Source organism: Pantoea sp. X-Soil-MYKO-1289, from assembly GCF_059730625.1.
This window is the reverse complement of record NZ_AP036004.1, coordinates 3,033,490-3,056,349: the sequence shown is the minus strand read 5'-3', so window position 1 is coordinate 3,056,349 and position 22,860 is coordinate 3,033,490. Positions and strand designations below refer to the sequence as shown.

General features: G+C 60.3%; 19 protein-coding genes. 15 read left to right on the top strand and 4 right to left on the bottom strand.

Annotation, left to right across the window (positions count from 1 at the left end; translation table 11 throughout):
* The first annotated feature begins 3 nt into the window (after positions 1–3).
* The 12 genes from pbpC (at position 4) to AC6I7Z_RS14655 (ending at position 15,448) form a co-directional block, all read left to right on the top strand.
* Positions 4–2,322, top strand: a complete 2,319-nt coding sequence (pbpC, locus tag AC6I7Z_RS14710) for a peptidoglycan glycosyltransferase PbpC (protein ID WP_497814762.1) — start codon at positions 4–6, stop codon at positions 2,320–2,322.
* A gap of 170 nt (positions 2,323–2,492) precedes the next feature.
* Entirely contained in the window at positions 2,493–2,924 is a 432-nt protein-coding gene (gene ndk / locus AC6I7Z_RS14705; protein ID WP_003848684.1) for a nucleoside-diphosphate kinase, read from the top strand.
* 186 nt (positions 2,925–3,110) lie between these two features.
* Positions 3,111–4,280: a dual-specificity RNA methyltransferase RlmN gene (gene rlmN, locus AC6I7Z_RS14700; RefSeq protein ID WP_033753922.1), complete on the top strand. Its 1,170-nt coding sequence runs from the start codon at positions 3,111–3,113 to the stop codon at positions 4,278–4,280.
* A gap of 83 nt (positions 4,281–4,363) precedes the next feature.
* Complete coding sequence (pilW, locus tag AC6I7Z_RS14695; protein WP_497814761.1) at positions 4,364–5,098, top strand: type IV pilus biogenesis/stability protein PilW; 735 nt, start codon at positions 4,364–4,366, stop codon at positions 5,096–5,098.
* Entirely contained in the window at positions 5,088–6,092 is a 1,005-nt protein-coding gene (gene rodZ / locus AC6I7Z_RS14690) for a cytoskeleton protein RodZ (protein WP_497814760.1), read from the top strand. The genes pilW and rodZ overlap by 11 nt, the downstream gene beginning before the upstream one ends.
* A gap of 37 nt (positions 6,093–6,129) precedes the next feature.
* The gene (ispG, locus tag AC6I7Z_RS14685; protein ID WP_033753912.1) at positions 6,130–7,251 is read left to right on the top strand and encodes a flavodoxin-dependent (E)-4-hydroxy-3-methylbut-2-enyl-diphosphate synthase; all 1,122 of its coding nucleotides are present in this window, start codon (positions 6,130–6,132) and stop codon (positions 7,249–7,251) included.
* Between the two features lie 101 nt (positions 7,252–7,352).
* The gene (hisS, locus tag AC6I7Z_RS14680) at positions 7,353–8,627 is read left to right on the top strand and encodes a histidine--tRNA ligase (protein ID WP_497814759.1); all 1,275 of its coding nucleotides are present in this window, start codon (positions 7,353–7,355) and stop codon (positions 8,625–8,627) included.
* A 39-nt stretch (positions 8,628–8,666) separates the two neighbouring features.
* The gene (locus AC6I7Z_RS14675; RefSeq protein WP_033753904.1) at positions 8,667–9,284 is read left to right on the top strand and encodes a YfgM family protein; all 618 of its coding nucleotides are present in this window, start codon (positions 8,667–8,669) and stop codon (positions 9,282–9,284) included.
* 19 nt (positions 9,285–9,303) lie between these two features.
* On the top strand, positions 9,304–10,485 hold the full coding sequence (gene bamB, locus AC6I7Z_RS14670) for an outer membrane protein assembly factor BamB (RefSeq protein WP_497814758.1): 1,182 nt from the start codon (positions 9,304–9,306) through the stop codon (positions 10,483–10,485).
* Positions 10,486–10,649: 164 nt separating this feature from the next.
* Positions 10,650–12,140: a ribosome biogenesis GTPase Der gene (der, locus tag AC6I7Z_RS14665; protein WP_497814757.1), complete on the top strand. Its 1,491-nt coding sequence runs from the start codon at positions 10,650–10,652 to the stop codon at positions 12,138–12,140.
* 396 nt (positions 12,141–12,536) lie between these two features.
* Positions 12,537–14,969 carry a glucose/quinate/shikimate family membrane-bound PQQ-dependent dehydrogenase gene (locus tag AC6I7Z_RS14660; RefSeq protein ID WP_497814756.1) on the top strand — a complete coding sequence of 811 codons (2,433 nt, stop codon included), beginning with the start codon at positions 12,537–12,539 and terminating at the stop codon, positions 14,967–14,969.
* Between the two features lie 320 nt (positions 14,970–15,289).
* A complete protein-coding gene (locus tag AC6I7Z_RS14655) occupies positions 15,290–15,448 on the top strand; it encodes a type I toxin-antitoxin system Hok family toxin (protein WP_033753892.1) in 159 nt (52 codons plus the stop codon).
* A gap of 97 nt (positions 15,449–15,545) precedes the next feature.
* Here the strand turns inward: AC6I7Z_RS14655 and AC6I7Z_RS14650 are convergent, their stop codons facing one another.
* The 3 genes from AC6I7Z_RS14650 to xseA are packed head-to-tail and all read right to left on the bottom strand — an operon-like array spanning position 15,546 to position 18,321.
* The gene (locus AC6I7Z_RS14650; protein ID WP_033753890.1) at positions 15,546–15,890 is read right to left on the bottom strand and encodes a protealysin inhibitor emfourin; all 345 of its coding nucleotides are present in this window, start codon (positions 15,888–15,890) and stop codon (positions 15,546–15,548) included.
* The gene (locus AC6I7Z_RS14645) at positions 15,887–16,900 is read right to left on the bottom strand and encodes a M4 family metallopeptidase (RefSeq protein WP_497814755.1); all 1,014 of its coding nucleotides are present in this window, start codon (positions 16,898–16,900) and stop codon (positions 15,887–15,889) included. Before AC6I7Z_RS14645 ends, AC6I7Z_RS14650 begins: the two co-directional genes overlap by 4 nt.
* Positions 16,901–16,947: 47 nt before the next feature.
* The gene (gene xseA / locus AC6I7Z_RS14640; RefSeq protein WP_497814754.1) at positions 16,948–18,321 is read right to left on the bottom strand and encodes an exodeoxyribonuclease VII large subunit; all 1,374 of its coding nucleotides are present in this window, start codon (positions 18,319–18,321) and stop codon (positions 16,948–16,950) included.
* A gap of 169 nt (positions 18,322–18,490) precedes the next feature.
* Here xseA and guaB point away from each other — a divergent pair, with 169 nt between their 5' ends.
* The 3 genes from guaB (at position 18,491) to AC6I7Z_RS14625 (ending at position 22,492) form a co-directional block, all read left to right on the top strand.
* Complete coding sequence (guaB, locus tag AC6I7Z_RS14635) at positions 18,491–19,957, top strand: IMP dehydrogenase (protein WP_033753885.1); 1,467 nt, start codon at positions 18,491–18,493, stop codon at positions 19,955–19,957.
* A 72-nt stretch (positions 19,958–20,029) separates the two neighbouring features.
* A complete protein-coding gene (gene guaA / locus AC6I7Z_RS14630; protein WP_033753883.1) occupies positions 20,030–21,610 on the top strand; it encodes a glutamine-hydrolyzing GMP synthase in 1,581 nt (526 codons plus the stop codon).
* Positions 21,611–21,709: 99 nt separating this feature from the next.
* Positions 21,710–22,492 (top strand): DUF3750 domain-containing protein, encoded by a 783-nt coding sequence (locus tag AC6I7Z_RS14625; RefSeq protein WP_497814753.1) that lies wholly within the window; start codon positions 21,710–21,712, stop codon positions 22,490–22,492.
* A 15-nt stretch (positions 22,493–22,507) separates the two neighbouring features.
* On the opposite strand, the gene AC6I7Z_RS14620 is transcribed toward AC6I7Z_RS14625, so the two are convergent.
* A complete protein-coding gene (locus AC6I7Z_RS14620; protein WP_033753879.1) occupies positions 22,508–22,687 on the bottom strand; it encodes a GDFGVC terminal motif YodC-like protein in 180 nt (59 codons plus the stop codon).
* Positions 22,688–22,860: the final 173 nt, after the last annotated feature.

Genomic DNA, 22,860 nt, shown 5'->3' with positions numbered 1-22,860 from the left:
GGCATGAAGCTGAAAGGCGGACAAAAGCGGTGGCTCTGGCCGCCGCTTGTTTTTTTCGCGCTGGCGCTTTTCGGACTCGATCGGCTGTTTCCGCTGCCGCTGCGCGAGGTGCAGCCGGCGCGCGTGGTGGTCGCGGAAGATGGCACGCCGCTCTGGCGCTTCGCCGATAAGCAGGGCGTCTGGCGCTATCCGGTCACGATAGAGGAAGTCGCGCCCGCCTACCTTGAGGCGCTGCTCAACTACGAAGATCGCTGGTTCTGGCGCCATCCCGGCATCAATCCGATCGCTGTCCTGCGCGCGGCGGGGCAGAACCTGCGCGCAGGCGCCATCGTTTCTGGCGGCAGCACGCTGACCATGCAGGTGGCGCGCCTGATCGATCCGCAGCCGCGCAGCTTCTCCGGCAAGGCGGTGCAGGCGTGGCGGGCGTTGCAGCTGGAGTGGCACCTGTCGAAGCGCGAGATTCTGACGCTCTATCTCAATCGCGCCCCTTTTGGCGGCACGGTCGAGGGCGTGGGCGCGGCAAGCTGGATCTGGCTCGGCAAGCCGCCCTCGCAGCTGACGAAAGGCGAAGCCGCGCTGCTGGCGGTGCTGCCGCAGGCGCCCGGCCGCCTGCGCCCGGATCGCTGGCCGCAGCGCGCCGAGGCGGCGCGCAATAAGGTGCTGCAGCGGCTGGCGCAACACCGCGTCTGGCCGCAGCAAGAGGTCGACGAAATCCTGCAGGAGCCGGTCTGGCTGCCGCCGCTTCAGATGCCGCAGACCGCGCCGCTGCTGGCGCGCCGTCTGCTGTCGCTCTCGGCCGACGTTAAAATCGTCTCGACGCTGGATCTCTCGCTGCAGCGCGAGCTGGAAAATCTCGCCGCCGCCCTTAAGCCGCAGCTGCCGCCGCGCACCTCGCTGGCGATCCTGGTGGCGGATCACACCGATATGAAAGTACGCGGCTACGTCGGCTCGGTGGATTTTCGCGACGACAGGCGCTTCGGTCATGTGGATATGGTCGCCAGCGTGCGATCGCCCGGCTCGGTGCTGAAACCATTTATCTACGGCATGGCGCTGGACGACGGGCTGATCCATGGCGAATCGCTGCTGCAGGATGTGCCGCGCCGCTTTGGCGACTACCGGCCCGGCAATTTTGACAGCGGCTTTCACGGACCGGTCAGCGCCAGCGAAGCGCTGAAGCGATCGCTCAATCTGCCGGCCGTCCAGCTGCTGGACGCGCTTGGCCCAAAAAGCGTGACGGCGCGGCTGCGCAACGTGGGCCTGAATTTGCGCTTCCCGGCAGGCGCGGAGCCTAACCTGTCGCTGGCGTTAGGCGGAACCGGCGCGCGGCTGGATGAGCTGGTGGCGGCCTATAGCGCCTTCGCGCGCCAGGGCAACGCCGCGCAGCTGCGCTACCTCGCAGATCAGCCGCTGCGGCAGCGTCGCCTGCTGTCGCCGGGCGCGGCCTGGATCGTGCGGCGCATGCTGGCAGGCGATGCGCAGCCTGTCGCCAGCGGCGCGACGAGCGACATCGTGCCGCTGGCGTGGAAAACCGGCACCAGCTATGGCTACCGCGACGCCTGGACCATCGGCGTCACGCCGCGCTATCTCATCGGCGTCTGGGTCGGCAGACCGGACGCCACGCCGGTCGCAGGGCAGGTCGGCTTCGCCTCGGCGGTGCCGGTGATGCATCAGGTGGCGAACCTGCTGGCTGGCCATATGCCGATTAGCGGCACGCCGCGCGACCCGCGTCCCGCCTCGGTCAGCGCGCAGAGCATCTGCTGGCCCGGCGGCCAGCCGCTGCCCGCAGGAGATGAGAACTGCCGCCAGCGCCGACAGAGCTGGGTGCTGAATCAGACCCTGCCGCCGACGCTGCTGGCGCCGGGGCAGGAAGGCGTCAACGGCCTGCGGCTGCGCTACTGGCAAAACGCGCAGGGAAGGCGGGTGGCGGCGGACTGTCCCGGCGCGCAGAGCCGCGAACGGCTGCTGTGGCCGCTGCCGCTGGAGCCCTGGCTGCCCAGGGGCGAGCAGCGCGCACAGCGTTTGCCGCCGGTCGACGCCGCCTGTCCGCCGCTGCGTCAGGGCAATGCGGCGCCGATGGTGATAACCGGCGTCATCAACGGCCAGCACCTGCAGCCGCTGCCCGGCAAAGCCGTGCTGATCGCGCCGGTGGCGGTGCAGGGCGGTCAGGGCGAGCGCCGCTGGTGGTTTTTAAACGGCGAGCCGGTAGAGCAGGGCGAAGCGAACAGCCGCGTACAGCTGGCGTTGCGCGATGCCGGCCCCTGTCAGCTGGTGGTGATGGATGAGGCGGGAGAGCTGGCCGCCGTTTCCTTTATCCGCGACTAAAAGCGGCGCAATGCACATTATTTGCCTGCCTGCATCGACAAATATCAATAATTTTCAATAAATCATACGATAGCTAATAGGCAACGCCCGTTGATCTCCCTATAATCGGCGCGTTTTCTTACCGGGAGCGGGTTCCCGGTTTCTTCAGGATGCTAAAGACAGAGGTCAACATGGCAATCGAACGTACCTTCTCCATCATTAAACCAAACGCCGTTGCTAAAAACGTGATTGGCGCCATCTACAACCGTTTTGAAAGCGCAGGCTTCAAAATCGTTGGCGCTAAAATGCTGCAGCTGAGCAAAGAGCAGGCTGAAGGTTTCTACGCTGAGCACCAGGGCAAGCCGTTCTTCGACGGTCTGGTAGAGTTCATGACTTCTGGTCCGGTTGTGGTATCTGTGCTGGAAGGCGAAAACGCCGTTCAGCGTCACCGCGATCTGATGGGCGCGACCAACCCGGCGAACGCGCTGGCTGGCACGCTGCGCGCTGACTACGCCGACAGCTTCACCGAAAACGCCACCCACGGTTCTGACTCCGCTGAGTCTGCCGCGCGTGAAATCGCCTACTTCTTCGGCGAAAACGAGATCTGCCCGCGCACGCGTTAATCGCGTCGAGGCCAGCCGGAGCGCGCGCTTTACAAATTTCTCGCTAACGCGTCGCCCTCTACCCTGGCATCACACCGCAGATGTTGTACAATATCGCGCCCTTGTTGAGCTAGTCTCAGCAAGGGCGTCTTTTTTTTCTATCCTTAACCAGAGCCATAACGTGTAATAACGAGGCCAGAGAACATTATGTCCGAACTGATTGTGACGCCGTCGTCCGCTTCCCCCGTTGCTGTTGCCCCCAAAAGCGAAAAAATTAACCTGCTCGATCTTAACCGCCAGCAGATGCGCGAGCTTTTTCTCTCGATGGGCGAAAAGCCGTTCCGCGCCGATCAGGTGATGAAGTGGATGTACCACTACTGCTGCGACGATTTCGAGCAGATGACCGACATCAATAAGGTGCTGCGCGGCAAGCTGAGCCAGATCGCGGAAATCCGCGCGCCGGAAGTGGCGGAAGAGATGCGCTCCAGCGACGGCACCATTAAATGGGCGATACGCGTCGGCGATCAGCTGGTGGAAACCGTCTATATCCCGGAAGACGATCGCGCCACGCTCTGCGTCTCTTCGCAGGTGGGCTGCGCGCTGGAGTGCAAATTCTGCTCGACGGCGCAGCAGGGCTTCAACCGCAACCTGCGCGTCTCTGAGATTATCGGCCAGGTATGGCGCGCGGCGAAAATCATCGGCGCCGCGAAGGTGACCGGCCAGCGTCCTATCACCAACGTGGTGATGATGGGCATGGGCGAGCCGCTGCTGAATCTCAACAATGTCGTGCCGGCGATGGAGATCATGCTGGACGATTTCGGCTTTGGCCTCTCGAAGCGTCGCGTTACCCTGTCGACCTCAGGCGTGGTGCCGGCGCTGGATAAGCTCGGCGATATGATCGACGTGGCGCTGGCGATTTCGCTGCATGCGCCGAACGACAAGCTGCGCGACGATATCGTGCCGATCAACAAAAAGTACAATATCGAGATGTTCCTCGGCGCGGTGAAGCGCTATCTGGCGAAGTCGAACGCCAATCAGGGGCGCGTGACCATCGAATACGTGATGCTGGACCATGTGAACGACAGCACCGACGATGCGCACGAACTGGCCGCGCTGTTGAAAGATACGCCGAGCAAGATCAATCTGATCCCCTGGAACCCCTTCCCGGGCGCGCCTTACGGCCGTAGCTCCAACAGCCGCGTTGACCGCTTCGCTAAAGTATTGATGGAATACGGATTTACCACTATCGTGCGTAAAACGCGCGGCGACGATATCGACGCGGCCTGCGGACAGCTGGCGGGCGATGTGATTGACCGCACCAAGCGCACCATGCGTAAAAAAATGGCGGGCGAAGCCATATCTGTGAAGGCGCTCTGAAACCGGGAAGAGATCGTTTTGACCGGGTCGTGACGCGTGGCAGGCTGCTGCTACGCACTCTCTCTTGCGACCAGGAGAACGAAATGGGTAAAGGATTACCGGGTAGCCTGCTGGCCCTGATTGTTGTAACCGGGTGTGTCAGCCAGCCGCCGCATTCTGGCGCGGCGGAAACGCGTCTGGCGCTGGGAATGCACTATCTGGCGGCGGAGGATTACGCCAGCGCGCGCCGCAACTTCCAGCGTGCGCAGGCCGCCGCGCCCCGCGACTATCGAATGGCCCTGGCGCTGGCGCGCCTGGCGGAGAAACAGGGCCGTCGCGATGAGGCGGCGCGCAGCTACCAACAGGCGCAGCGACTGGCGCCGTCAAATGGCTTTGTCGCTAACAATTACGGTGCGTTTCTCTGCGCTTTAGGGCAGTATGACGAAGCGCATCAACAGTTTAAGCAGGCGATGAGCGCATCGGAAAATAATGAAGCGCGCATCGATGCGTGGGAACTGTCGGGATATTGCTATCTTCAGGCAGACGAGACGCTGGCCGCGCGAGCGGCGCTGAGTCGGGCGCTGGAGGCGGATCGCGCGAAAGGCGACGCTCTGCTGGATGAGGCGGAAAAACAACGCCTCCTCTCTCCGGCGCGTGCTCTACTGTTAATAGAGCTTTATCAGCAATATCTGCCTGCTACGGCGCGCAGCTTAGAGTTACAGATACGTTTCGCCGCGCAACAGGGAAACGCTGCTGACGTTACACGTTATGGCGACCGGTTGGCGCGAAGTTTTCCACAATCGATACAGTACCAGCGTTATTTAGCTAATGAATACTGAAGCCACTCAAGACAACTCTGCAGTACATTCCACAGGCGAACGCCTGCGTCTGGCCCGTGAGCAAATGGGGCTGACTCAGCAAAACGTGGCTGAACGCCTGTGCCTGAAACTTACGACCGTACGCGATATCGAAGAGGACAAAGCGCCTGCCGATCTGGCGTCGACCTTTTTGCGTGGATACATTCGCTCCTATGCGCGTCTGGTGCACATTCCTGAAGAGGAACTGCTGCCGATGATGGCGAAGCAGACCCCGGTGCGTGCGGCCAAAATCGAGCCGATGCAGCACTTCTCGCTGGGCAAACGCCGCAAAAAACGCGACGGCTGGCTGATGATCTTCACCTGGCTGGTGCTCTTCGTGGTGGTGGGCCTGACCGGCGCCTGGTGGTGGCAAAACCATAAGGCGTCGCAGGAGGATCTGGTCTCGATGGCCGATCAAAACGGCAGCAGCAGCGGCGACGCGAGCCAGTCTATTCCGCTCGACGGCGGCGCCAGCGACGAGACGGCGGCGCCTGCCGCGCCGGACGAAACCAATAGCGCGGACGCCAGCGCGGCGGCGCCTGCCGCCAGCCAGCCGTCCAGCACCGCGCCCGCGCAGAGCGCCGCTAACAGCGCCGCGCCTGCCGCCACTTCGGCCAACAGCGCCGTGGTGTCGCCGAGCCAGGCGCCGGTCGATAATGCGGCCAGCCCCTCGGCCACTGCCGGTCAGCTGCCGACCGGCGGCGCTGCCGTTGGCGAAGCCGCCGCCGATCCTAATACCGTGGTCATGAACTTCAACGCCGACTGCTGGCTGGAAGTGAGCGACGCCACCGGTAAAAAACTCTTCAGCGGAATGCAACGCAGCGGTGGTAAACTCAGCCTTTCCGGCACTGCGCCCTATCGCCTGAAAATCGGCGCGCCCTCGGCGGTGCAGGTGCAATATCAGAACCAGCCGGTTGATTTAAGTCGTTTTATCCGTAATAACCAGGTTGCTCGCCTGACGTTGGGTGCGCAATAACGCTGCATCGCGCCCGGGGCAATTGTGGAGAAAGAATATGCATAACGAAGCACCCATTATCCGTCGTAAATCGACCCGGATTTATGTCGGCAAGGTGCCTGTCGGCGACGGCGCGCCTATCGCCGTCCAGTCGATGACCAATACCCGTACAACCGACGTAGACGCGACGGTCAATCAGATCAAAGCGCTTGAGCGCGTCGGCGTCGATATCGTCCGCGTCTCGGTGCCGACCATGGATGCCGCCGAAGCGTTCAAACTGATCAAGCAGCGCGTCAACGTGCCGCTGGTGGCGGATATCCATTTTGACTACCGCATCGCGCTGAAAGTCGCTGAATACGGCGTCGACTGCCTGCGTATCAACCCAGGCAACATCGGCAATAACGAACGTATCCGCCAGGTGGTGGACTGCGCGCGTGACCACAATATTCCGATCCGTATCGGCGTGAACGCCGGTTCGCTGGAAAAAGATCTGCAGGAAAAGTACGGCGAGCCGACGCCGCAGGCGCTGCTGGAGTCGGCGATGCGCCACGTCGATCATCTCGATCGTCTCAACTTCGATCAGTTCAAGGTGAGCGTAAAAGCGTCGGACGTCTTCCTGGCCGTCGAATCTTATCGCCTGCTGGCGAAGCAGATCGACCAGCCGCTGCACCTCGGCATTACCGAGGCGGGCGGCGCGCGCGCCGGCGCGGTGAAATCGGCCATCGGCCTGGGGCTGCTGCTCTCAGAGGGAATCGGCGATACGCTGCGTATTTCGCTGGCGGCGGATCCAATCGAAGAGGTGAAGGTCGGCTTCGACATCCTGAAGTCGCTGCGCATTCGCGCGCGCGGCATCAACTTCATCGCCTGCCCGACCTGTTCGCGTCAGGAGTTCGACGTTATCGGCACGGTCAACGCGCTTGAACAGCGGCTGGAAGATATCATCACGCCGATGGACGTCTCGATTATCGGCTGCGTAGTGAACGGTCCTGGCGAAGCGACGGTATCGACGCTGGGCGTCACCGGCGGCAACAAAAAAAGCGGCTTCTACGAAGATGGCGTGCGCCAGCGCGATCGTCTCGACAACGACGATATGATCGATCAGCTGGAAGCGCGCATCCGCGCCAAAGCGACCATGCTGGACGAAAATCGTCGCATCAACGTTCAGCAGCTGGAAAACTAAGCGTCGGCGCGCCCAGCGCGACTTTGTTCAATGAACCTGTGCGGTTTCATCCTCATAAGGTATGATGCCGGACAGGTTTTTTTGCATTAAGAGATTTTAACGTGGCGAAGAATATTCAAGCTATCCGCGGCATGAACGATTACCTGCCGGCGGATACGGCTATCTGGCAACGCATTGAAGGTACGCTCAAGCAGGTGCTGGCCAGCTACGGCTATAGCGAAATTCGCATGCCGATCGTCGAGCAGACTCCGCTGTTTAAACGCGCCATCGGCGAAGTAACCGATGTGGTCGAAAAAGAGATGTACACCTTTGACGACCGCAACGGCGAAAGCCTGACGCTGCGTCCCGAAGGCACCGCAGGCTGCGTGCGCGCGGGCATCGAACATGGCCTGCTCTACAATCAGGAACAGCGTCTGTGGTATATGGGACCGATGTTCCGCTACGAGCGTCCGCAGAAAGGGCGCTATCGTCAGTTCCACCAGATGGGCGCCGAGGTGTTCGGCCTGCAGGGGCCGGACGTAGACGCAGAGCTGATTATGCTGACCGCTCGCTGGTGGAAAGCGCTGGGCATCGCCGATCACGTGCGCCTGGAGCTTAACTCTATCGGTTCGCTGGAGGCGCGCGCCAACTATCGCGAAGCGCTGGTGGCATTCCTCGAGCAGCATAAAGAGACGCTGGACGAAGACAGTAAGCGCCGCATGTACACCAACCCGCTGCGCGTGCTCGACAGCAAAAATCCCGACGTGCAGACGCTGCTTAACGACGCGCCGCAGCTGATGGATCATCTCGACGACGAATCGCGCGAACATTTCCAGGGCCTGTGCGCTCTGCTGGACGACGCCGGCATCGCCTATCGCGTCAATCAGCGTCTGGTGCGCGGCCTCGACTACTATAACCGCACCGTTTTCGAATGGGTGACCGAAAGCCTCGGCGCGCAGGGCACGGTATGCGGCGGCGGCCGTTACGACGGCCTGGTCGAGCAGCTGGGCGGCCGCGCTACGCCGGCAGTCGGTTTCGCCATGGGGCTGGAGCGTCTGGTGCTGCTGGTTCAGGCGGTGAATCCTGAATTTGAACCGACGCGCGTTGTTGATGTCTATGTTATCGCTTCGGGCCAGGGCGTTCAGTCCGCTGCGATGCAGCTGGCGGAAAAACTGCGCGACGAAGCGCCGGAACTGAAGCTGATGACCAACTTTGGCGGCGGCAACTTCAAGAAGCAGTTTGCTCGCGCCGACAAGTGGGGCGCTCGCGTCGCGCTGGTGGTCGGCGAAGACGAAGTCAAAGCCGGTCAGGTTGTGATTAAAGATCTGCGCAGCGGCGATCAGCAAACGCTGGCGCAGACAGAGGCTGCTGCTGCATTGCGCACGCTGTTAAAGTAAGCGTGGCACGGCACCAACCAGAGAAAGGAGAGGGATCGCGTGGAAGTTTATAGCAACGAAAACGAGCAGGTTGACGCGGTACGTCGCTTTTTTGCCAGTAACGGCAAGGCGCTGGCGGTCGGCGTGATTATCGGTATTGCCGCGCTCGGCGGCTGGCGCTACTGGGCCAGTCACGAAGAGGGCTCGTCGAAAGCGCTTTCGGCTCAGTATCAGCAAGTGACGACCGCGATGAAAGCCGATCAGCCGGCCACGCTGGATGCGGTAGCGAAATTCGTTAGCGAAAACAGCAATACCTACGGCGCGCTGGCGGCAATGGACGCGGCGAAGCAGTATGTCGACGCCAACCAGCTGGATAAGGCCTCTTCCCTGCTGGAAAACGGTCTGAAGAATACCAAAGATGCCAATCTGCAGGCGGTCATCAACCTGCGACTGGCGCGCATTCAACTGCAACAGAATCAGGCGGACGCCGCCCTTAAAACCCTCGACGCTGTCAAGGGCGATGGCTGGACAGCCATTGTGGCGGATATCCGCGGCGAAGCGCTGCTGAGCAAAGGCGACAAGCAGGGCGCGCGCGATGCGTGGAGCAAAGGCGTCGAATCAGACGCTTCTCCGGCGCTGAAGCAAATGATGCAGATGAAGATGAATAACTTAAGCTAAGCCAGTCAAGAGAGAGCGCATGGAATTACGTAAATACCTGCTGCCAGGACTGATTTCAGTCACTTTGCTCAGCGGTTGTTCGCTGTTCAGCGGCGAAGAAGATGTAGTGAAAATGGCCCCGCTGCCAAAGGTGGAAAACCAGTTTAATCCCCAGGAAGTGTGGAGCACGTCGGTCGGTGACGGCATTGGCGATTTCTACTCTAACCTGCATCCGGCATGGCAGGACAATACCGTATTTGCGGCGGATCGTTTTGGCGTAGTAAAAGCGCTGGACGCCTCCAACGGCAAAGAAAAATGGAAAGTCGATCTCTCTGAGAAAACCGGCTTCTTCTCGAAAAACATCTCGGCTCTGCTCTCCGGCGGCGTGACCGCTGCGGGCGATCGCCTCTATATCGGCAGCGAGCGCGGTCAGCTGTTCGCCCTGAACAGCAGCGACGGCAGCATTGCCTGGCAGACCAAAGTCGCCGGCGAAGCGCTGTCGCGTCCGGTGGTGAGCGACGGCCTGGTGCTGGTGCATACCAGCAACGGCATGCTGCAGGGCCTGGATCAAACCAGCGGCGCAGTGAAGTGGAGCGTTAACCTCGACATGCCTGCGCTGTCGCTGCGCGGCGAATCTGCGCCAGCCACCGCGTTCGGCGGCGCGATTGTCGGCGGCGATAACGGCCGCGTCAGCGCGGTGATCATGAATCAAGGCCAGCTTATCTGGCAGCAGCGTATTTCTCAGCCGAGCGGCGCGACCGAAATCGATCGCCTGAACGACGTCGATACGACGCCGGTTATCGTTAATGGCGTGGTTTACGCGCTGGCGTATAACGGCAACCTGACCGCGCTCGATCTGCGCTCCGGCCAGATCCTGTGGAAGCGTGAAATCGGCGGCGTGAAAGATTTGATCGTCGATGCCGGCCGCATCTATCTGGTGGATCAGGATGACCGCGTGATCGCGCTGAATGCCGACGGCGGCGTCGCCATCTGGCGTCAGAGCGATCTGCTGCACCGCAACCTGACGGCGCCGGTGCTCTATAACGGCTATCTGGTGGTAGGCGACAGCGAAGGCTATCTGCACTGGCTCAATACCTCGGACGGTCGTTTCGTGGCGCAGCAGAAAGTCGACAGCGATGGCTTCCAGACCGAGCCGGTCGTCGCCAGCGATAAGCTGATCATTCAGGCTAAAGGCGGCGAGGTTTACGCGATTACGCGTTAACGCGCCACCGGAATTTGCCTTCCGTATCACGGCTCCTGACGCGTCAGGAGCCGTTTCGTTTTTAGTCAGGCATGATATTCTTAGCGCCTTCAGCCTGAACCCGGCGGTTAAAACCGTTATAATCACGCCATTCGGGCGATTAATTTTTTTATTGAGGCACTGTTATGATACCTGTGGTCGCGCTGGTTGGGCGTCCCAATGTGGGGAAATCCACGCTGTTTAACCGCTTAACGCGCACTCGTGATGCGCTGGTGGCGGATTTTCCTGGACTGACACGCGATCGCAAATATGGTCGCGCCGAAGTGGAAGGGCGCGAATTTATTGTTATTGATACCGGCGGTATCGACGGCACTGAAGAGGGCGTCGAAACGCGTATGGCTGAACAGTCGCTGCTGGCGATTGAAGAGGCGGATGTCGTGCTGTTCATGGTGGACGCGCGCGCGGGCGTCATGCCGGCGGACAAGCAGATCGCTAACCATATTCGTTCGCGCCAGAAGCCAACGTTCCTGGTGGCGAACAAAACCGATGGCCTCGATCCCGATTCAGCGGTTGTCGACTTCTACTCGCTGGGTCTGGGTGAGATCCACGCTATCGCGGCATCGCACGGTCGCGGCGTCACCAGCCTGCTGGAAACCGCGTTGCTGCCGTGGATGGACGAAGTCGATCCGCGCGAAGTAACGGAAGAGGACGAGAACGAAGCCTACTGGGCGGCGCTGGCGGCAAAAGAGAGCGGCGAAGCGCCGGAAGAAGAGGAAGAAGAGGCGTTCGATCCGGCTGGCCTGCCGATTAAGCTGGCTATCGTCGGCCGTCCTAACGTCGGCAAATCCACGCTGACCAACCGTATCCTCGGCGAAGATCGCGTTGTGGTTTACGATATGCCGGGCACCACGCGCGACAGCATCTACATTCCGATGCAGCGCGACGACCGCGAATATATCCTGATTGATACCGCGGGCGTGCGTAAGCGCGGCAAAATCACCGATACGGTGGAAAAATTCTCGGTCATTAAAACCCTGCAGGCGATTGAAGACGCCAACGTCGTATTGCTGGTGATCGACGCGCGCGAAGGCATCTCCGATCAGGATCTGTCGCTGCTCGGCTTTATCCTCAACAGTGGTCGTTCGCTGGTGATCGTGGTGAACAAGTGGGATGGGCTGACACAGGAGATCAAGGACGAGGTCAAAGAGACGCTGGACTATCGTCTCGGCTTTATCGACTTTGCTCGCGTCCACTTTATCTCTGCGCTGCACGGCAGCGGCGTTGGCAACCTGTTTGAATCGGTGACCGAAGCCTACGACTGCTCGACCAAACGCGTTAACACCTCTATGCTGACGCGCATCATGAATATGGCCGCCGAAGATCATCAGCCGCCGCTGGTGCGCGGTCGCCGCGTGAAGCTGAAGTATGCGCATGCCGGCGGTTACAACCCGCCGATCGTGGTGATCCACGGCAACCAGGTGAAAGATTTGCCTGACTCCTACAAGCGCTATCTGATGAACTACTTCCGTCGTTCGCTTAACGTGATGGGCACGCCGATCCGCATTCAGTTTAAAGAGGGCGATAACCCCTTTGCAGGCAAGCGCAATTTGCTGACGCCGACGCAGCAGCGCAAGCGTAAGCGTCTGCTTTCGCATCTGAAGAAGAACAAGCGTTAAACCCAAGGGACCGAAAGGTCCCTTTGTTGTTTTCGGGGCCCGCAACCAGGCGGCGCGCGGCTAACACATTTAGTTACTTTTGCGCTTAACGTCAGGACTGCGGCAGAGCGCGTGGAAATTGAGCCGCTTAGCGCTGAATTTGTAGCAAAAATGCTATTGTCACGTGTACTTCCCGTTATAGATGTTCACCTCATAATGTACCAGGTGGTACAATCACGCCCCGTATTGCGACGGGAGCGACCACATCTCAGTGTCTCCTTGCTCACAATGCCTGCATCCCGGACACAGGTCCGTACCATTACAAATTAAAATAAAGCGATATCCGACGCATCAGACGTCGTCACGCTTCAGAAGGCTGAGGCGCGGTGGCTTTATTTTTCCAGGAGAGTAAGTTTTATGGCTGAAACATCCTCCCGATCCGGCAAAGGGTTGGGTATCTGGTCGATTTTGCTGGGGCTGGTGCTGCTGGCAATCGGCCTGTTCTTTGCAATTGGCGGCGGCAAGCTGGTCTCGCTGGGCGGCAGCTGGTATTTCCTGATTGCGGGCATTGTGACCCTGCTGTCGGCGATCCAGTTCTTCCGCCGCAAGTCCTCAGCCGTTGTGCTGTTTATTCTGGTCTTCGTCGGCACGCTGATCTGGGCGCTGGCGGACGCAGGCTGGTCATTCTGGCCGCTGGTATCGCGCCTGATGGTGCCGTCGGGTCTGATGCTGCTGGCATTTCTGACCTGGCCTGCGCTGCGCAAGCGCGAAGGCAAATCGTCGCTGGCGAAAGTCTCTTACGTGCTTTCGGCCGTTATTGCCGTCGGCATGGTCGGCACGCTGGTGCAGATGTTCCAGCCGCATCCCACCGTGGCCTTCACCGGCAAAGCGCTGCCGCTGATCCCGGTCGATAAGAGCAAACCGCAGCAGGACTGGAATAACTATGGCCGCACGCCGGGCGGCGACCGATTTGCCGCCATCGATCAGATCACGCGCGATAACGTGAAAGATCTCAAAGTCGCCTGGACCTTCCACACCGGCGATACGCCCATCAGCCCGACCGGCAACGGGGCGGAAGATCAGCAAACGCCGCTGCAGATTGGCAACACGCTCTATCTCTGTACGCCGCACAACAACGTGATTGCGGTGGAAGCGGACAGCGGCAAGCAGATTTGGAAGCGCGAAATCAACGCGAAAGCGGAAGTCTGGCCGCGCTGCCGCGGTCTGGCCTACTTTGACGCCACCAAACCGCTGACTCAGCCGAGCAAGCCTGGCTCGACGCCGGTACCGGCAGTTAGCCTGGCGGCAGGCGATACCTGCCAGCGTCGTATTCTGATGAACACCATCGATGCGCGTCTGATCGCGATTAACGCCGACAATGGCGAGTTCTGCGAAAACTTCGGCGACCACGGCGTGGTCAACCTGAAAGAGGGTCTGGGCGAAGCGCAGGATCCGAAATATCAGCTGACGTCAGCGCCGACGCTGGCAGGCACCACGGTGGTGGTGGGCGGCCGCGTTGCGGATAACGTCCAGACGGATATGCCGGGCGGCGTGCTGCGCGGTTTCGATGTGATCACCGGCAAGCAGCGCTGGGCGTTTGACCCAGGCAATGTCGATCCGAACGCCGTGCTGATGCCGGGCCAGAATTATAAACGCAGCACCCCGAACTCGTGGGCGCCGATGTCATACGATCCGGCAATGAACACGGTATTCATCCCGATGGGCAGCTCCTCTGTGGATCTGTGGGGCGCGAACCGCACCGAACTGGACCATAAATATGGCGCCTCCGTTCTGGCGCTGGATGCGACCACGGGCAAAGAGAAGTGGGTCTATCAGACCGTTCATAACGATCTGTGGGATTTCGATCTGCCGATGCAGCCGAGCCTGGTCGATTTTCCAATGAAAGACGGCACCACCAAACCTGCGGTGGTGATCGGCGGGAAAACCGGCATGATCTTCGTGCTGGATCGCGAAACCGGCAAGCCGCTGACGAAAGTCGAAGAGCTGCCGATGCCGCAGGGCCATATCCCGAACGAGCAGTACACCAAAACGCAGCCGCATTCGACTGAGATGCCGCAGATCGGCAACCAGACGCTGACCGAATCAGATATGTGGGGCGCGACGCCGTTCGATCAGCTGGCGTGCCGCATCGCCTTTAAATCGATGCGCTACAACGGCCTCTTCACCGTGCCGGATACCGACAAGTCGCTCAGCTTCCCGGGTTCCCTCGGCGGCATGAACTGGGGCAGCATGTCGTTTGATCCGAACAACCAGTACATGTTCGTCAACGATATGCGTCTCGGCCTGTGGGTGCAGATGATCCCGGCTGATACCAGTAAAATCTCTCGCGGCAGCAACGGCGGCGAAGCGATCAATACCGGCATGGGCGCGGTGCCGCTGAAAGGCACGCCGTATGCGGTTAACAAAAACCGCTTTATGTCGCCGCTGGGTATTCCTTGCCAGGCGCCGCCGTTTGGCACGCTGTCGGCGATCGATATGAAGACGCGTAAAATCGTCTGGCAGGTGCCGGTCGGCACGGTGCAGGATACCGGTCCGTTCGGGATTAAAATGCACGCGCAGATGCCGATCGGCATGCCGACGCTGGGCGGTACGCTGGCAACGCAGGGCGGACTGGTGTTTATCGCCGGTACGCAGGACTACTACCTGCGCGCTTTCGACAGCTCTACGGGTAAAGAAGTATGGAAAGCCCGTCTGCCGGTGGGTAGCCAGGGCGGCCCGATCAGCTATGTTTCACCGAAAAACGGTAAACAATACATCCTTATCTCCGCAGGCGGCGCGCGTCAGTCGCCGGATCGCGGCGATTATGTGATTGCCTACGCGCTGCCGTAACGGCAAAGCGTTATTAACAAAACCCTGCGCTCCGGCGTGGGGTTTTTTATTTGGCGCACAATAAAGTGTAAGCGTGACGGCAATTGCAAAAGCGTATGGGAAGCGGGTCGCTAAGTGGCGGCGTGCCGGTTGGGCAGGAAAGAGAAGTGGGTATAATCGCGACGGCGCTTGAGGTTTCTGCCTTGAGCGATCGGCAAGCTGGTTGTGAGGCAGAAAAGAGAAAGCCCCGTAGTTAATTTTCATTAACCCACGAGGCTGCCCAACTGTCCCAACAACAGCAGGGTAGCCTCTTACCGCGCTCTGCGCAAGGAGGAGTGACCATGAAATTGCCACAGCTAACGCTGGTTTTTTGTGTATTACTGGTGTGTCTCACACTTTTAATCTTTACCTGGCTGACGCGGAAATCGCTGTGCGAAATCCGCTACCGGGACAACCAGCGCGAGGTGGCTGCTTCGATGGCTTACGAATCTGGTAAGTAGCAACCGGAAGGCGGGGAGCGATCCCCGCCTTTACCGGCTGTTGGCAGGACAGGCCTGAAGCGCCTTCATAAGGCCGCCATCTCTGTGGCGGCCTTTTTTATTGCGCCGGATCGTCGCCGTCGCGCCAGAGCGCTTCCAGCTCCGGCGGCGCGACCTGTTCCGGGATCAGCAAAACGATAGTGCCCACTTCACGATGTGTGGCGTAGCTGATCTGTATGCGGAAGTAGCGCTGATCGCTACGCCCGATCTCCGGCGCTTTATCTTCAGGTTCGCCCAGCGGCAGCGCCTGTTCCAGAACCTGACAGACGCGCTGCTTTTGCGGCTGCGGCAGCTGAGCCAGCGCGAAACGCCGCGCGCCGCGCAGGCCGGGAATAAAGGCCAGTCCGCCCTCGCGTTCGACTTCAATGACCGCGTCGTCGGTCAGTTCGGGAAGGGAACTCATAGCACGCCAACCTCCTTCCACGCCTGTTCGATCGATTGCGCCACAGATTGATTAAAGCGGCGCTCGCCGTGCTGAATGGTTAACTGCGCGAAGGTGCTAAAATCGGCGTCCTGCGGCAGCGATTTGTCGCACACCGTGTCGTACCAGGCCTGGCCTGCCTGCTCCCAGGCATAGCCGCCCAGCGCTTTCGCCGCCAGGTAAAAGGCGCGGTTGGGAATGCCGGAATTCAGATGCACGCCGCCGTTGTCTTCACGCGTCTTGATATAGTGATCCATATGCGCAGGCTGCGGATCCTTGCCCAGCATCGGATCGTCATAGGCGGTGCCCGGCTCCGCCATCGAGCGCAGCCCGCGTCCGTTAATACCGCTCGCCAGCAGACCTTCGCCGATAATCCAGTCGGCTTTGTCTGCGCTCTGCTTCAGATGGAACTGCTTCACCAGTGAGCCGAAGACATCGGACAGCGACTCGTTTAGCGCGCCCGCCTGCTCGAAATAGATCAATCCGGCTTCTGTCTCGGTAACGCCGTGCGCCAGCTCGTGCGCCACCACGTCGATGGCGATAGTAAAGCGATTAAAAATTTCGCCGTCGCCGTCGCCGAACACCATCTGCTGTCCGTTCCAGAAGGCGTTTTGATACGCCTTGCCGTAGTGGACGGTGCCGAGAAGCTTCAGCCCCTGATTGTCGAGGGAGTTGCGCTGATAGGTTTGCCAGAAGAAGTCGTAGGTTACGCCAAGATAATCCCAGGCTTCTCGGGCGGCGACATCGCCGGTATCAGGCTGACCTTCGCTGCGCAGCAGCTCGCCTGGCAGGTTCTGGGTGTTTTTCGCATCGTAAATTTCGCGCTCGACGTGACCGCCGGTCGCTGTCTGCGGCGCGACCGGTTTTTGCCAGTTCTCCGCCATCAGATGCTGAACGTGCATCAACGTACGGCGCGCATAGTCCTGTTGATGACTGGAACCGTGGGTCACGATGTTACGCAAGATATAGGGAGGAATAACGCTGTAGGACATACCCGACTCCTTGGCACAAGTAATGTGCCAAAAAGTATAGTCTTTGTTCAGGAAGCGGTTTTACGACGGCGTTTTTTTTCCGGCAGCAGACTGGTCACCTGGCTTTCCACCCAGCCGTCGTCGAGACGCGTGCGCAGGGTATCGCCACTCTGCAACTGGGCGGTTCTTTTCACCACCTGCCCGGCGCTATCGGTAGTGACGCTGAAGCCGCGCGCCAGCGTCGCCAGCGGGCTGACGCCTTCCAGCTGGGCGGCAAGGGTGGCAAAGCGCTGTTTGTCGCGGTTAAGCGTCTTTTCCATGCTCTGCTGCAGGCGATAGCGCATTTGTTCCAGCTGGCGCTGCGCCTGAAACAGGCGCGGCTGCGGCTGATGCGCGGCAAGACGCTGAGAAAGCCGATCCTGCTGCCGCAGGCTCTGACGCAGCCGATTTTCCATCGCCTCGTTCAGCCGCTGCTGCAGGCGGAACAGGGCGGTCTGCTGGCGCGCCAGGCGAAGCTGCGGATGCTGCTGCTGCAGGCGATGATCGAGACGAGAGAAGCGGCGTTGTTGCTGCGCCAGATAGTAATCCATCGCCATTTCCAGTCGTTGTTGCTGCGAGAGCAACTGTCGCAGCAGCTCTGTCTGATTTCTGCTTACAATTTCAGCAGCGGCGGAGGGCGTCGGCGCGCGCAGGTCGGCGACGAAATCGGCGATGGTGACGTCGGTTTCATGGCCGACGGCGCTCACCACCGGAATACGGCTGGCGAAAATAGCGCGCGCGACGCGCTCTTCGTTGAAGCTCCAGAGATCTTCCAGCGAGCCGCCGCCGCGGCCGACGATCAGCACATCGCACTCTGCGCGCTGGTTCGCCAGCTCAATCGCGCGCACGATAGCGGCCGGCGCCTCGGCGCCCTGAACCGGCGTAGGATAGATAATCACCGGCAGCGAAGGATCGCGGCGGTGCAGCACGCGCAGCACGTCATGCAGCGCCGCGCCGGTCGCCGACGTGATCACGCCAACCTGTTTCGCCGGCTCGGGCAGCGGCTGTTTGTGCTGCTGGTCGAACAGGCCTTCGCTCGCCAGCTTCGCCTTCAGCAGCTCGAACTGCTGCTGCAGCGCGCCTTCGCCCGCCGGATGCATGCTTTCGATAATCAGCTGATAGTCGCCGCGCGGCTCATAAAGCGTAATGGTGGCGCGCACCAGAATCTGCTGGCCGTGCTGCGGACGGAAGGTAACGCGGCGGTTGCTGTTGCGGAACATCGCGCAGCGCACCTGCGCGCCGTCATCCTTCAGCGTGAAGTACCAGTGGCCCGAGGCGGGCTGAGAAAAGTTGGAGATCTCTGCGCTCAGCCACACCGATCCCATCTCCTGTTCCAGGAGCTGGCGCACCGTGGTATTCAGGCGGCTGACGGTAAAAACATTGGCGACTGGCGGTAGCGACATGTGATGGAGATCAAATAGTAAATCAGAGGGTTAATTAACCGATACTACATGGCTGCTGGCGAGGATCAAGACTTTTTCTAAAATAATGCTGGAGGCAAACGATTACGGCCTGTATAATGCCGCGGCAATATTTTATCTGTTCTCATTCACCCCAGGTTGAGATATTGCCATGCTAAGAATCGCTAAAGAAGCCCTTACTTTCGACGACGTTCTGCTCGTTCCTGCTCACTCCACCGTTCTGCCTAACACGGCCGATCTCAGCACTCAGCTGACGAAAAATATTCGTCTGAACATCCCGATGCTCTCCGCCGCTATGGATACCGTAACCGAAGCGGGACTGGCTATTGCGCTGGCGCAGGAAGGCGGTCTGGGCTTTATCCACAAAAACATGTCGATTGAGCGCCAGGCGGATGAAGTTCGCAAGGTGAAGAAACATGAAAGCGGCGTGGTAACCGAACCGCAAACCGTTCTGCCGACCACGACGCTGGCGGAAGTCAAAGCCCTGACCGAGCGCAACGGCTTTGCCGGTTATCCTGTCGTGAATGAAAGCAACGAACTGGTCGGCATCATTACCGGCCGCGACGTGCGCTTCGTCACCGATCTGACGCAGCCGGTTACCGCGGTCATGACGCCGAAAGAACGTCTGGTCACGGTGAAAGAGGGCGAGGCGCGTGACGTCGTACTGCAGAGAATGCATGAAAAACGCGTCGAGAAAGCGCTGGTGGTGGACGACAGCTTCCATCTGCTCGGCATGATCACCGTTAAAGACTTCCAGAAAGCCGAACGTAAGCCGAACGCCTGTAAAGATGCGCAGGGCCGTCTGCGCGTTGGCGCGGCAGTGGGCGCGGGCGCGGGCAACGAAGAGCGCGTCGACGCGCTGGTCGCCGCTGGCGTCGACGTGCTGCTGATCGACTCGTCGCACGGTCACTCAGAAGGCGTGCTGCAGCGCATCCGCGAAACCCGCGCAAAATATCCTGACCTGGAGATCATCGGCGGCAACGTCGCGACCGGCGCAGGCGCGCTGGCGCTGGCGGAAGCGGGCGTGAGCGCAGTGAAAGTCGGTATCGGCCCGGGTTCTATCTGTACGACCCGTATCGTCACCGGCGTGGGCGTGCCGCAGATCACCGCCGTTTCTGACGCGGTGGAAGCGCTGGAAGGCACCGGCATTCCGGTTATCGCCGACGGCGGTATCCGTTTCTCCGGCGACATCGCCAAAGCGATCGCCGCTGGCGCGGCAGCCGTCATGGTCGGCTCTATGCTGGCCGGTACGGAAGAGTCGCCGGGCGAAATCGAACTCTACCAGGGCCGCTCGTTCAAATCTTACCGCGGCATGGGTTCGCTGGGCGCGATGTCCAAAGGCTCTTCCGACCGCTACTTCCAGAGCGATAACGCCGCTGACAAACTGGTGCCGGAAGGCATCGAAGGCCGCGTCGCCTATAAAGGCCGCCTGAAAGAGATCGTTCACCAGCAGATGGGCGGCCTGCGCTCCTGTATGGGCCTGACCGGCTGCCAGACCATCGATGATCTGCGCACCAAAGCGGAGTTCGTCCGCATCAGCGGCGCCGGCATCAACGAAAGCCACGTGCACGATGTGACCATCACCAAAGAGTCGCCGAACTACCGTATGGGATCCTGATCCCGTAAGATTTATCGCCCGGCATAAGCCGGGCGCTTTCATTATCAAGTTACCCGCTCTGGAAACGCCTCAATGACGACGGAAAATATTCATAAGCATCGCATTCTGATTCTCGATTTTGGTTCTCAATACACGCAGCTGGTCGCGCGCCGCGTCCGCGAGCTGGGCGTGTACTGCGAACTCTGGGCATGGGATGTCACCGAAGAGCAGATCCGCCAGTTCAACCCGAACGGCATCATCCTTTCCGGCGGCCCGGAAAGCACCACCGAACTCAACAGCCCGCGCGCGCCGGAGTATGTCTTCAATGCGGGCGTACCGGTGCTCGGCGTCTGCTACGGCATGCAGACCATGGCGATGCAGCTGGGCGGCAAAGTTGAAGGCTCTAACGAACGTGAGTTCGGCTATGCGCAGGTGGAAGTGCTGACGCCAAGCGCGCTGATCCGCGATATCGAAGACGCCATCAGCGCCGCAGGCAAACCGCTGCTTGACGTCTGGATGAGCCACGGCGATAAAGTGACCGCTATTCCGTCCGACTTCGTCACCGTCGCCAGCACCGAAACCTGTCCGTTCGCCATCATGGCTAACGAAGAGAAGCGTTTCTACGGCGTGCAGTTCCATCCGGAAGTCACGCATACTCGCCAGGGTCTGCGCATGCTGGAGCGTTTCGTGCTCGACATCTGCGAATGCGAAGCGCTGTGGACGCCGGCGAAAATTATCGAAGACGCGGTCGAACGTCTGCGCGAGCAAATCGGCAACGATAAAGTCATTCTCGGCCTGTCAGGCGGCGTGGACTCTTCCGTGACCGCGATGCTGCTGCACCGCGCCATCGGCGATCGTCTGATCTGCGTCTTCGTCGACAACGGTCTGCTGCGTCTGAACGAGGCGGAGCAGGTGCTGGATATGTTCGGCGATCACTTCGGTCTTAATATCGTTCACGTTCCGGCTGAGGCGCGCTTCCTCGACGCGCTGGCGGGCGAAAACGATCCGGAAGCCAAGCGTAAAATCATCGGCCGCGTGTTCGTCGAAGTGTTCGACGAAGAGGCGAGCAAGCTGACCGACGTGAAATGGCTGGCGCAGGGCACCATCTATCCGGATGTGATCGAGTCCGCCGCCTCCGCGACCGGCAAAGCGCACGTAATCAAATCCCACCACAACGTGGGCGGCCTGCCGAAAGAGATGAAGCTGGGCCTGGTCGAGCCGCTGAAAGAGCTGTTCAAAGATGAAGTGCGCAAAATCGGCCTGGAGCTGGGTCTGCCGTACGATATGCTCTATCGCCATCCGTTCCCGGGTCCGGGCCTCGGCGTGCGCGTGCTGGGCGAAGTGAAGAAAGAGTATTGCGATCTGCTGCGTCGCGCCGATGCGATCTTTATTGAAGAGCTGCGCAAAGCGGATCTCTACAACAAAGTGAGCCAGGCGTTCACCGTCTTCCTGCCGGTGCGTTCCGTAGGCGTGATGGGCGACGGCCGCAAATATGACTGGGTCGTCTCGCTGCGCGCAGTTGAGACCATCGACTTTATGACCGCGCACTGGGCGCATCTGCCGTATGATTTCCTCGGCCGCGTCTCTAACCGCATCATCAACGAAGTCAACGGTATCTCCCGCGTGGTATACGATATCAGCGGCAAGCCGCCGGCGACCATTGAGTGGGAATAAGCTTTCCGCTTACACTGAAGCGCGTTGATTAATTCCTCGCCAGCCTGTCGTCAGAGAGGCTGGCGATTTTCTTTCCGCTCTTCACTCCAGGAAATATCTATGCTGTCACTCAAGGCCGTGAGCCTCTGCATTCTGCTGGTGATCCTGCTGTCGCTGGGCGCCAGCCTGGCGCAGGCGACGCGCCACGGCGACCTCTCCGGCGGGCAGGGCGGCTGGTGGTCGGCGCGGCGCGACTCCGCCGGTCTGGCGCCCGATCCGCAGCGCTACGCGGCGCAGGCGATCGTGCAGGTCTACGCCGCGCCGACCTACGGCTGGAAAGGCGCGGTGGCGGTGCATCCGTGGATTATCTTCAAGCGCGCAGGCGAGACGCGCTACAGCCGTTATGAGGTGATTAGCTGGGGCAGCGGCGATAAAGTGCGGCGCAACAGCAACCTGCCTGACGGCTACTGGTATGGCGCGAAACCGCGTCTGCTGGTGGATCATCGCGGCGAGGCGGCGGAGGCGATGATCCCGCGCATTGAGGCGGCGATCCGCTCCTATCCCTGGCCGCATACCTATCACGCCTGGCCGGGGCCGAACAGCAACACCTTTCTCGCCCATATCGGACGTGAAGTGCCGGCGTTGAAACTCGACATGCCCGCCAACGCGCTCGGCAAAGATTATCGGCCGCTGTGGCGTCCGATTGGCCTGCCGCCGTCGGGGCGCGGTATTCAGGTTTCCGTACTGGGCGTCGCCGGCGTAACGCTCGGCGCGGAAGAGGGCTTTGAGCTGAACGTGCTGGGTCTGAATATGGGCGTGGATTTTACGCCGCTGCGCCTGCGTCTGCCGTTTATCGGTGGCATCGGCGGCGACAACGTGCAGCAGGACAATCCGCCGGGCTGACGCCCGGCGCAGGCGTCAGCAGACGCCAAAATCGCCCTCTTCATGGTAGAGGTTGACGCTGTCCGCCTTTACCTCGATCTCTTTTTTTGTGGCGTCATCGACGCGCGCGCACCACAACGTCTCGCCTTCCACGCGCAGCACCAGCATCTTCGGGCCGCCGGTTTTAGACTGCACAAAATCATCGGGTTTAAACATGCTTTTCTCCTTGGGTTTTAAGGAAGTGTAGGGTGCGCCGCGCGCCTCTGCATAACATTTTTTGCGGCGCCTCTTCCATGATTTTTCATGAAATTCCCTCTCTAAAACGGATTGAGGCATGATGCTGCGCAGACAGCATTAGTTGGCGCAGTTGTCAGTTGACAACCTATCAG

Excerpts from the sequence above, each read along its gene's own strand:
- pbpC (WP_497814762.1), top strand. The coding sequence starts at position 4 with ATGAAGCTGAAAGGCGGACAAAAGCGGTGGCTCTGGCCGCCGCTTGTT.
- ndk (WP_003848684.1), top strand. The coding sequence starts at position 2,493 with ATGGCAATCGAACGTACCTTCTCCATCATTAAACCAAACGCCGTTGCT.
- rlmN (WP_033753922.1), top strand. The coding sequence starts at position 3,111 with ATGTCCGAACTGATTGTGACGCCGTCGTCCGCTTCCCCCGTTGCTGTT.
- pilW (WP_497814761.1), top strand. The coding sequence starts at position 4,364 with ATGGGTAAAGGATTACCGGGTAGCCTGCTGGCCCTGATTGTTGTAACC.
- rodZ (WP_497814760.1), top strand. The coding sequence starts at position 5,088 with ATGAATACTGAAGCCACTCAAGACAACTCTGCAGTACATTCCACAGGC.
- ispG (WP_033753912.1), top strand. The coding sequence starts at position 6,130 with ATGCATAACGAAGCACCCATTATCCGTCGTAAATCGACCCGGATTTAT.
- bamB (WP_497814758.1), top strand. The coding sequence starts at position 9,304 with ATGGAATTACGTAAATACCTGCTGCCAGGACTGATTTCAGTCACTTTG.
- der (WP_497814757.1), top strand. The coding sequence starts at position 10,650 with ATGATACCTGTGGTCGCGCTGGTTGGGCGTCCCAATGTGGGGAAATCC.
- AC6I7Z_RS14660 (WP_497814756.1), top strand. The coding sequence starts at position 12,537 with ATGGCTGAAACATCCTCCCGATCCGGCAAAGGGTTGGGTATCTGGTCG.
- AC6I7Z_RS14655 (WP_033753892.1), top strand. The coding sequence starts at position 15,290 with ATGAAATTGCCACAGCTAACGCTGGTTTTTTGTGTATTACTGGTGTGT.
- AC6I7Z_RS14650 (WP_033753890.1), bottom strand. The coding sequence starts at position 15,890 with ATGAGTTCCCTTCCCGAACTGACCGACGACGCGGTCATTGAAGTCGAA.
- AC6I7Z_RS14645 (WP_497814755.1), bottom strand. The coding sequence starts at position 16,900 with ATGTCCTACAGCGTTATTCCTCCCTATATCTTGCGTAACATCGTGACC.
- xseA (WP_497814754.1), bottom strand. The coding sequence starts at position 18,321 with ATGTCGCTACCGCCAGTCGCCAATGTTTTTACCGTCAGCCGCCTGAAT.
- guaB (WP_033753885.1), top strand. The coding sequence starts at position 18,491 with ATGCTAAGAATCGCTAAAGAAGCCCTTACTTTCGACGACGTTCTGCTC.
- guaA (WP_033753883.1), top strand. The coding sequence starts at position 20,030 with ATGACGACGGAAAATATTCATAAGCATCGCATTCTGATTCTCGATTTT.
- AC6I7Z_RS14625 (WP_497814753.1), top strand. The coding sequence starts at position 21,710 with ATGCTGTCACTCAAGGCCGTGAGCCTCTGCATTCTGCTGGTGATCCTG.
- AC6I7Z_RS14620 (WP_033753879.1), bottom strand. The coding sequence starts at position 22,687 with ATGTTTAAACCCGATGATTTTGTGCAGTCTAAAACCGGCGGCCCGAAG.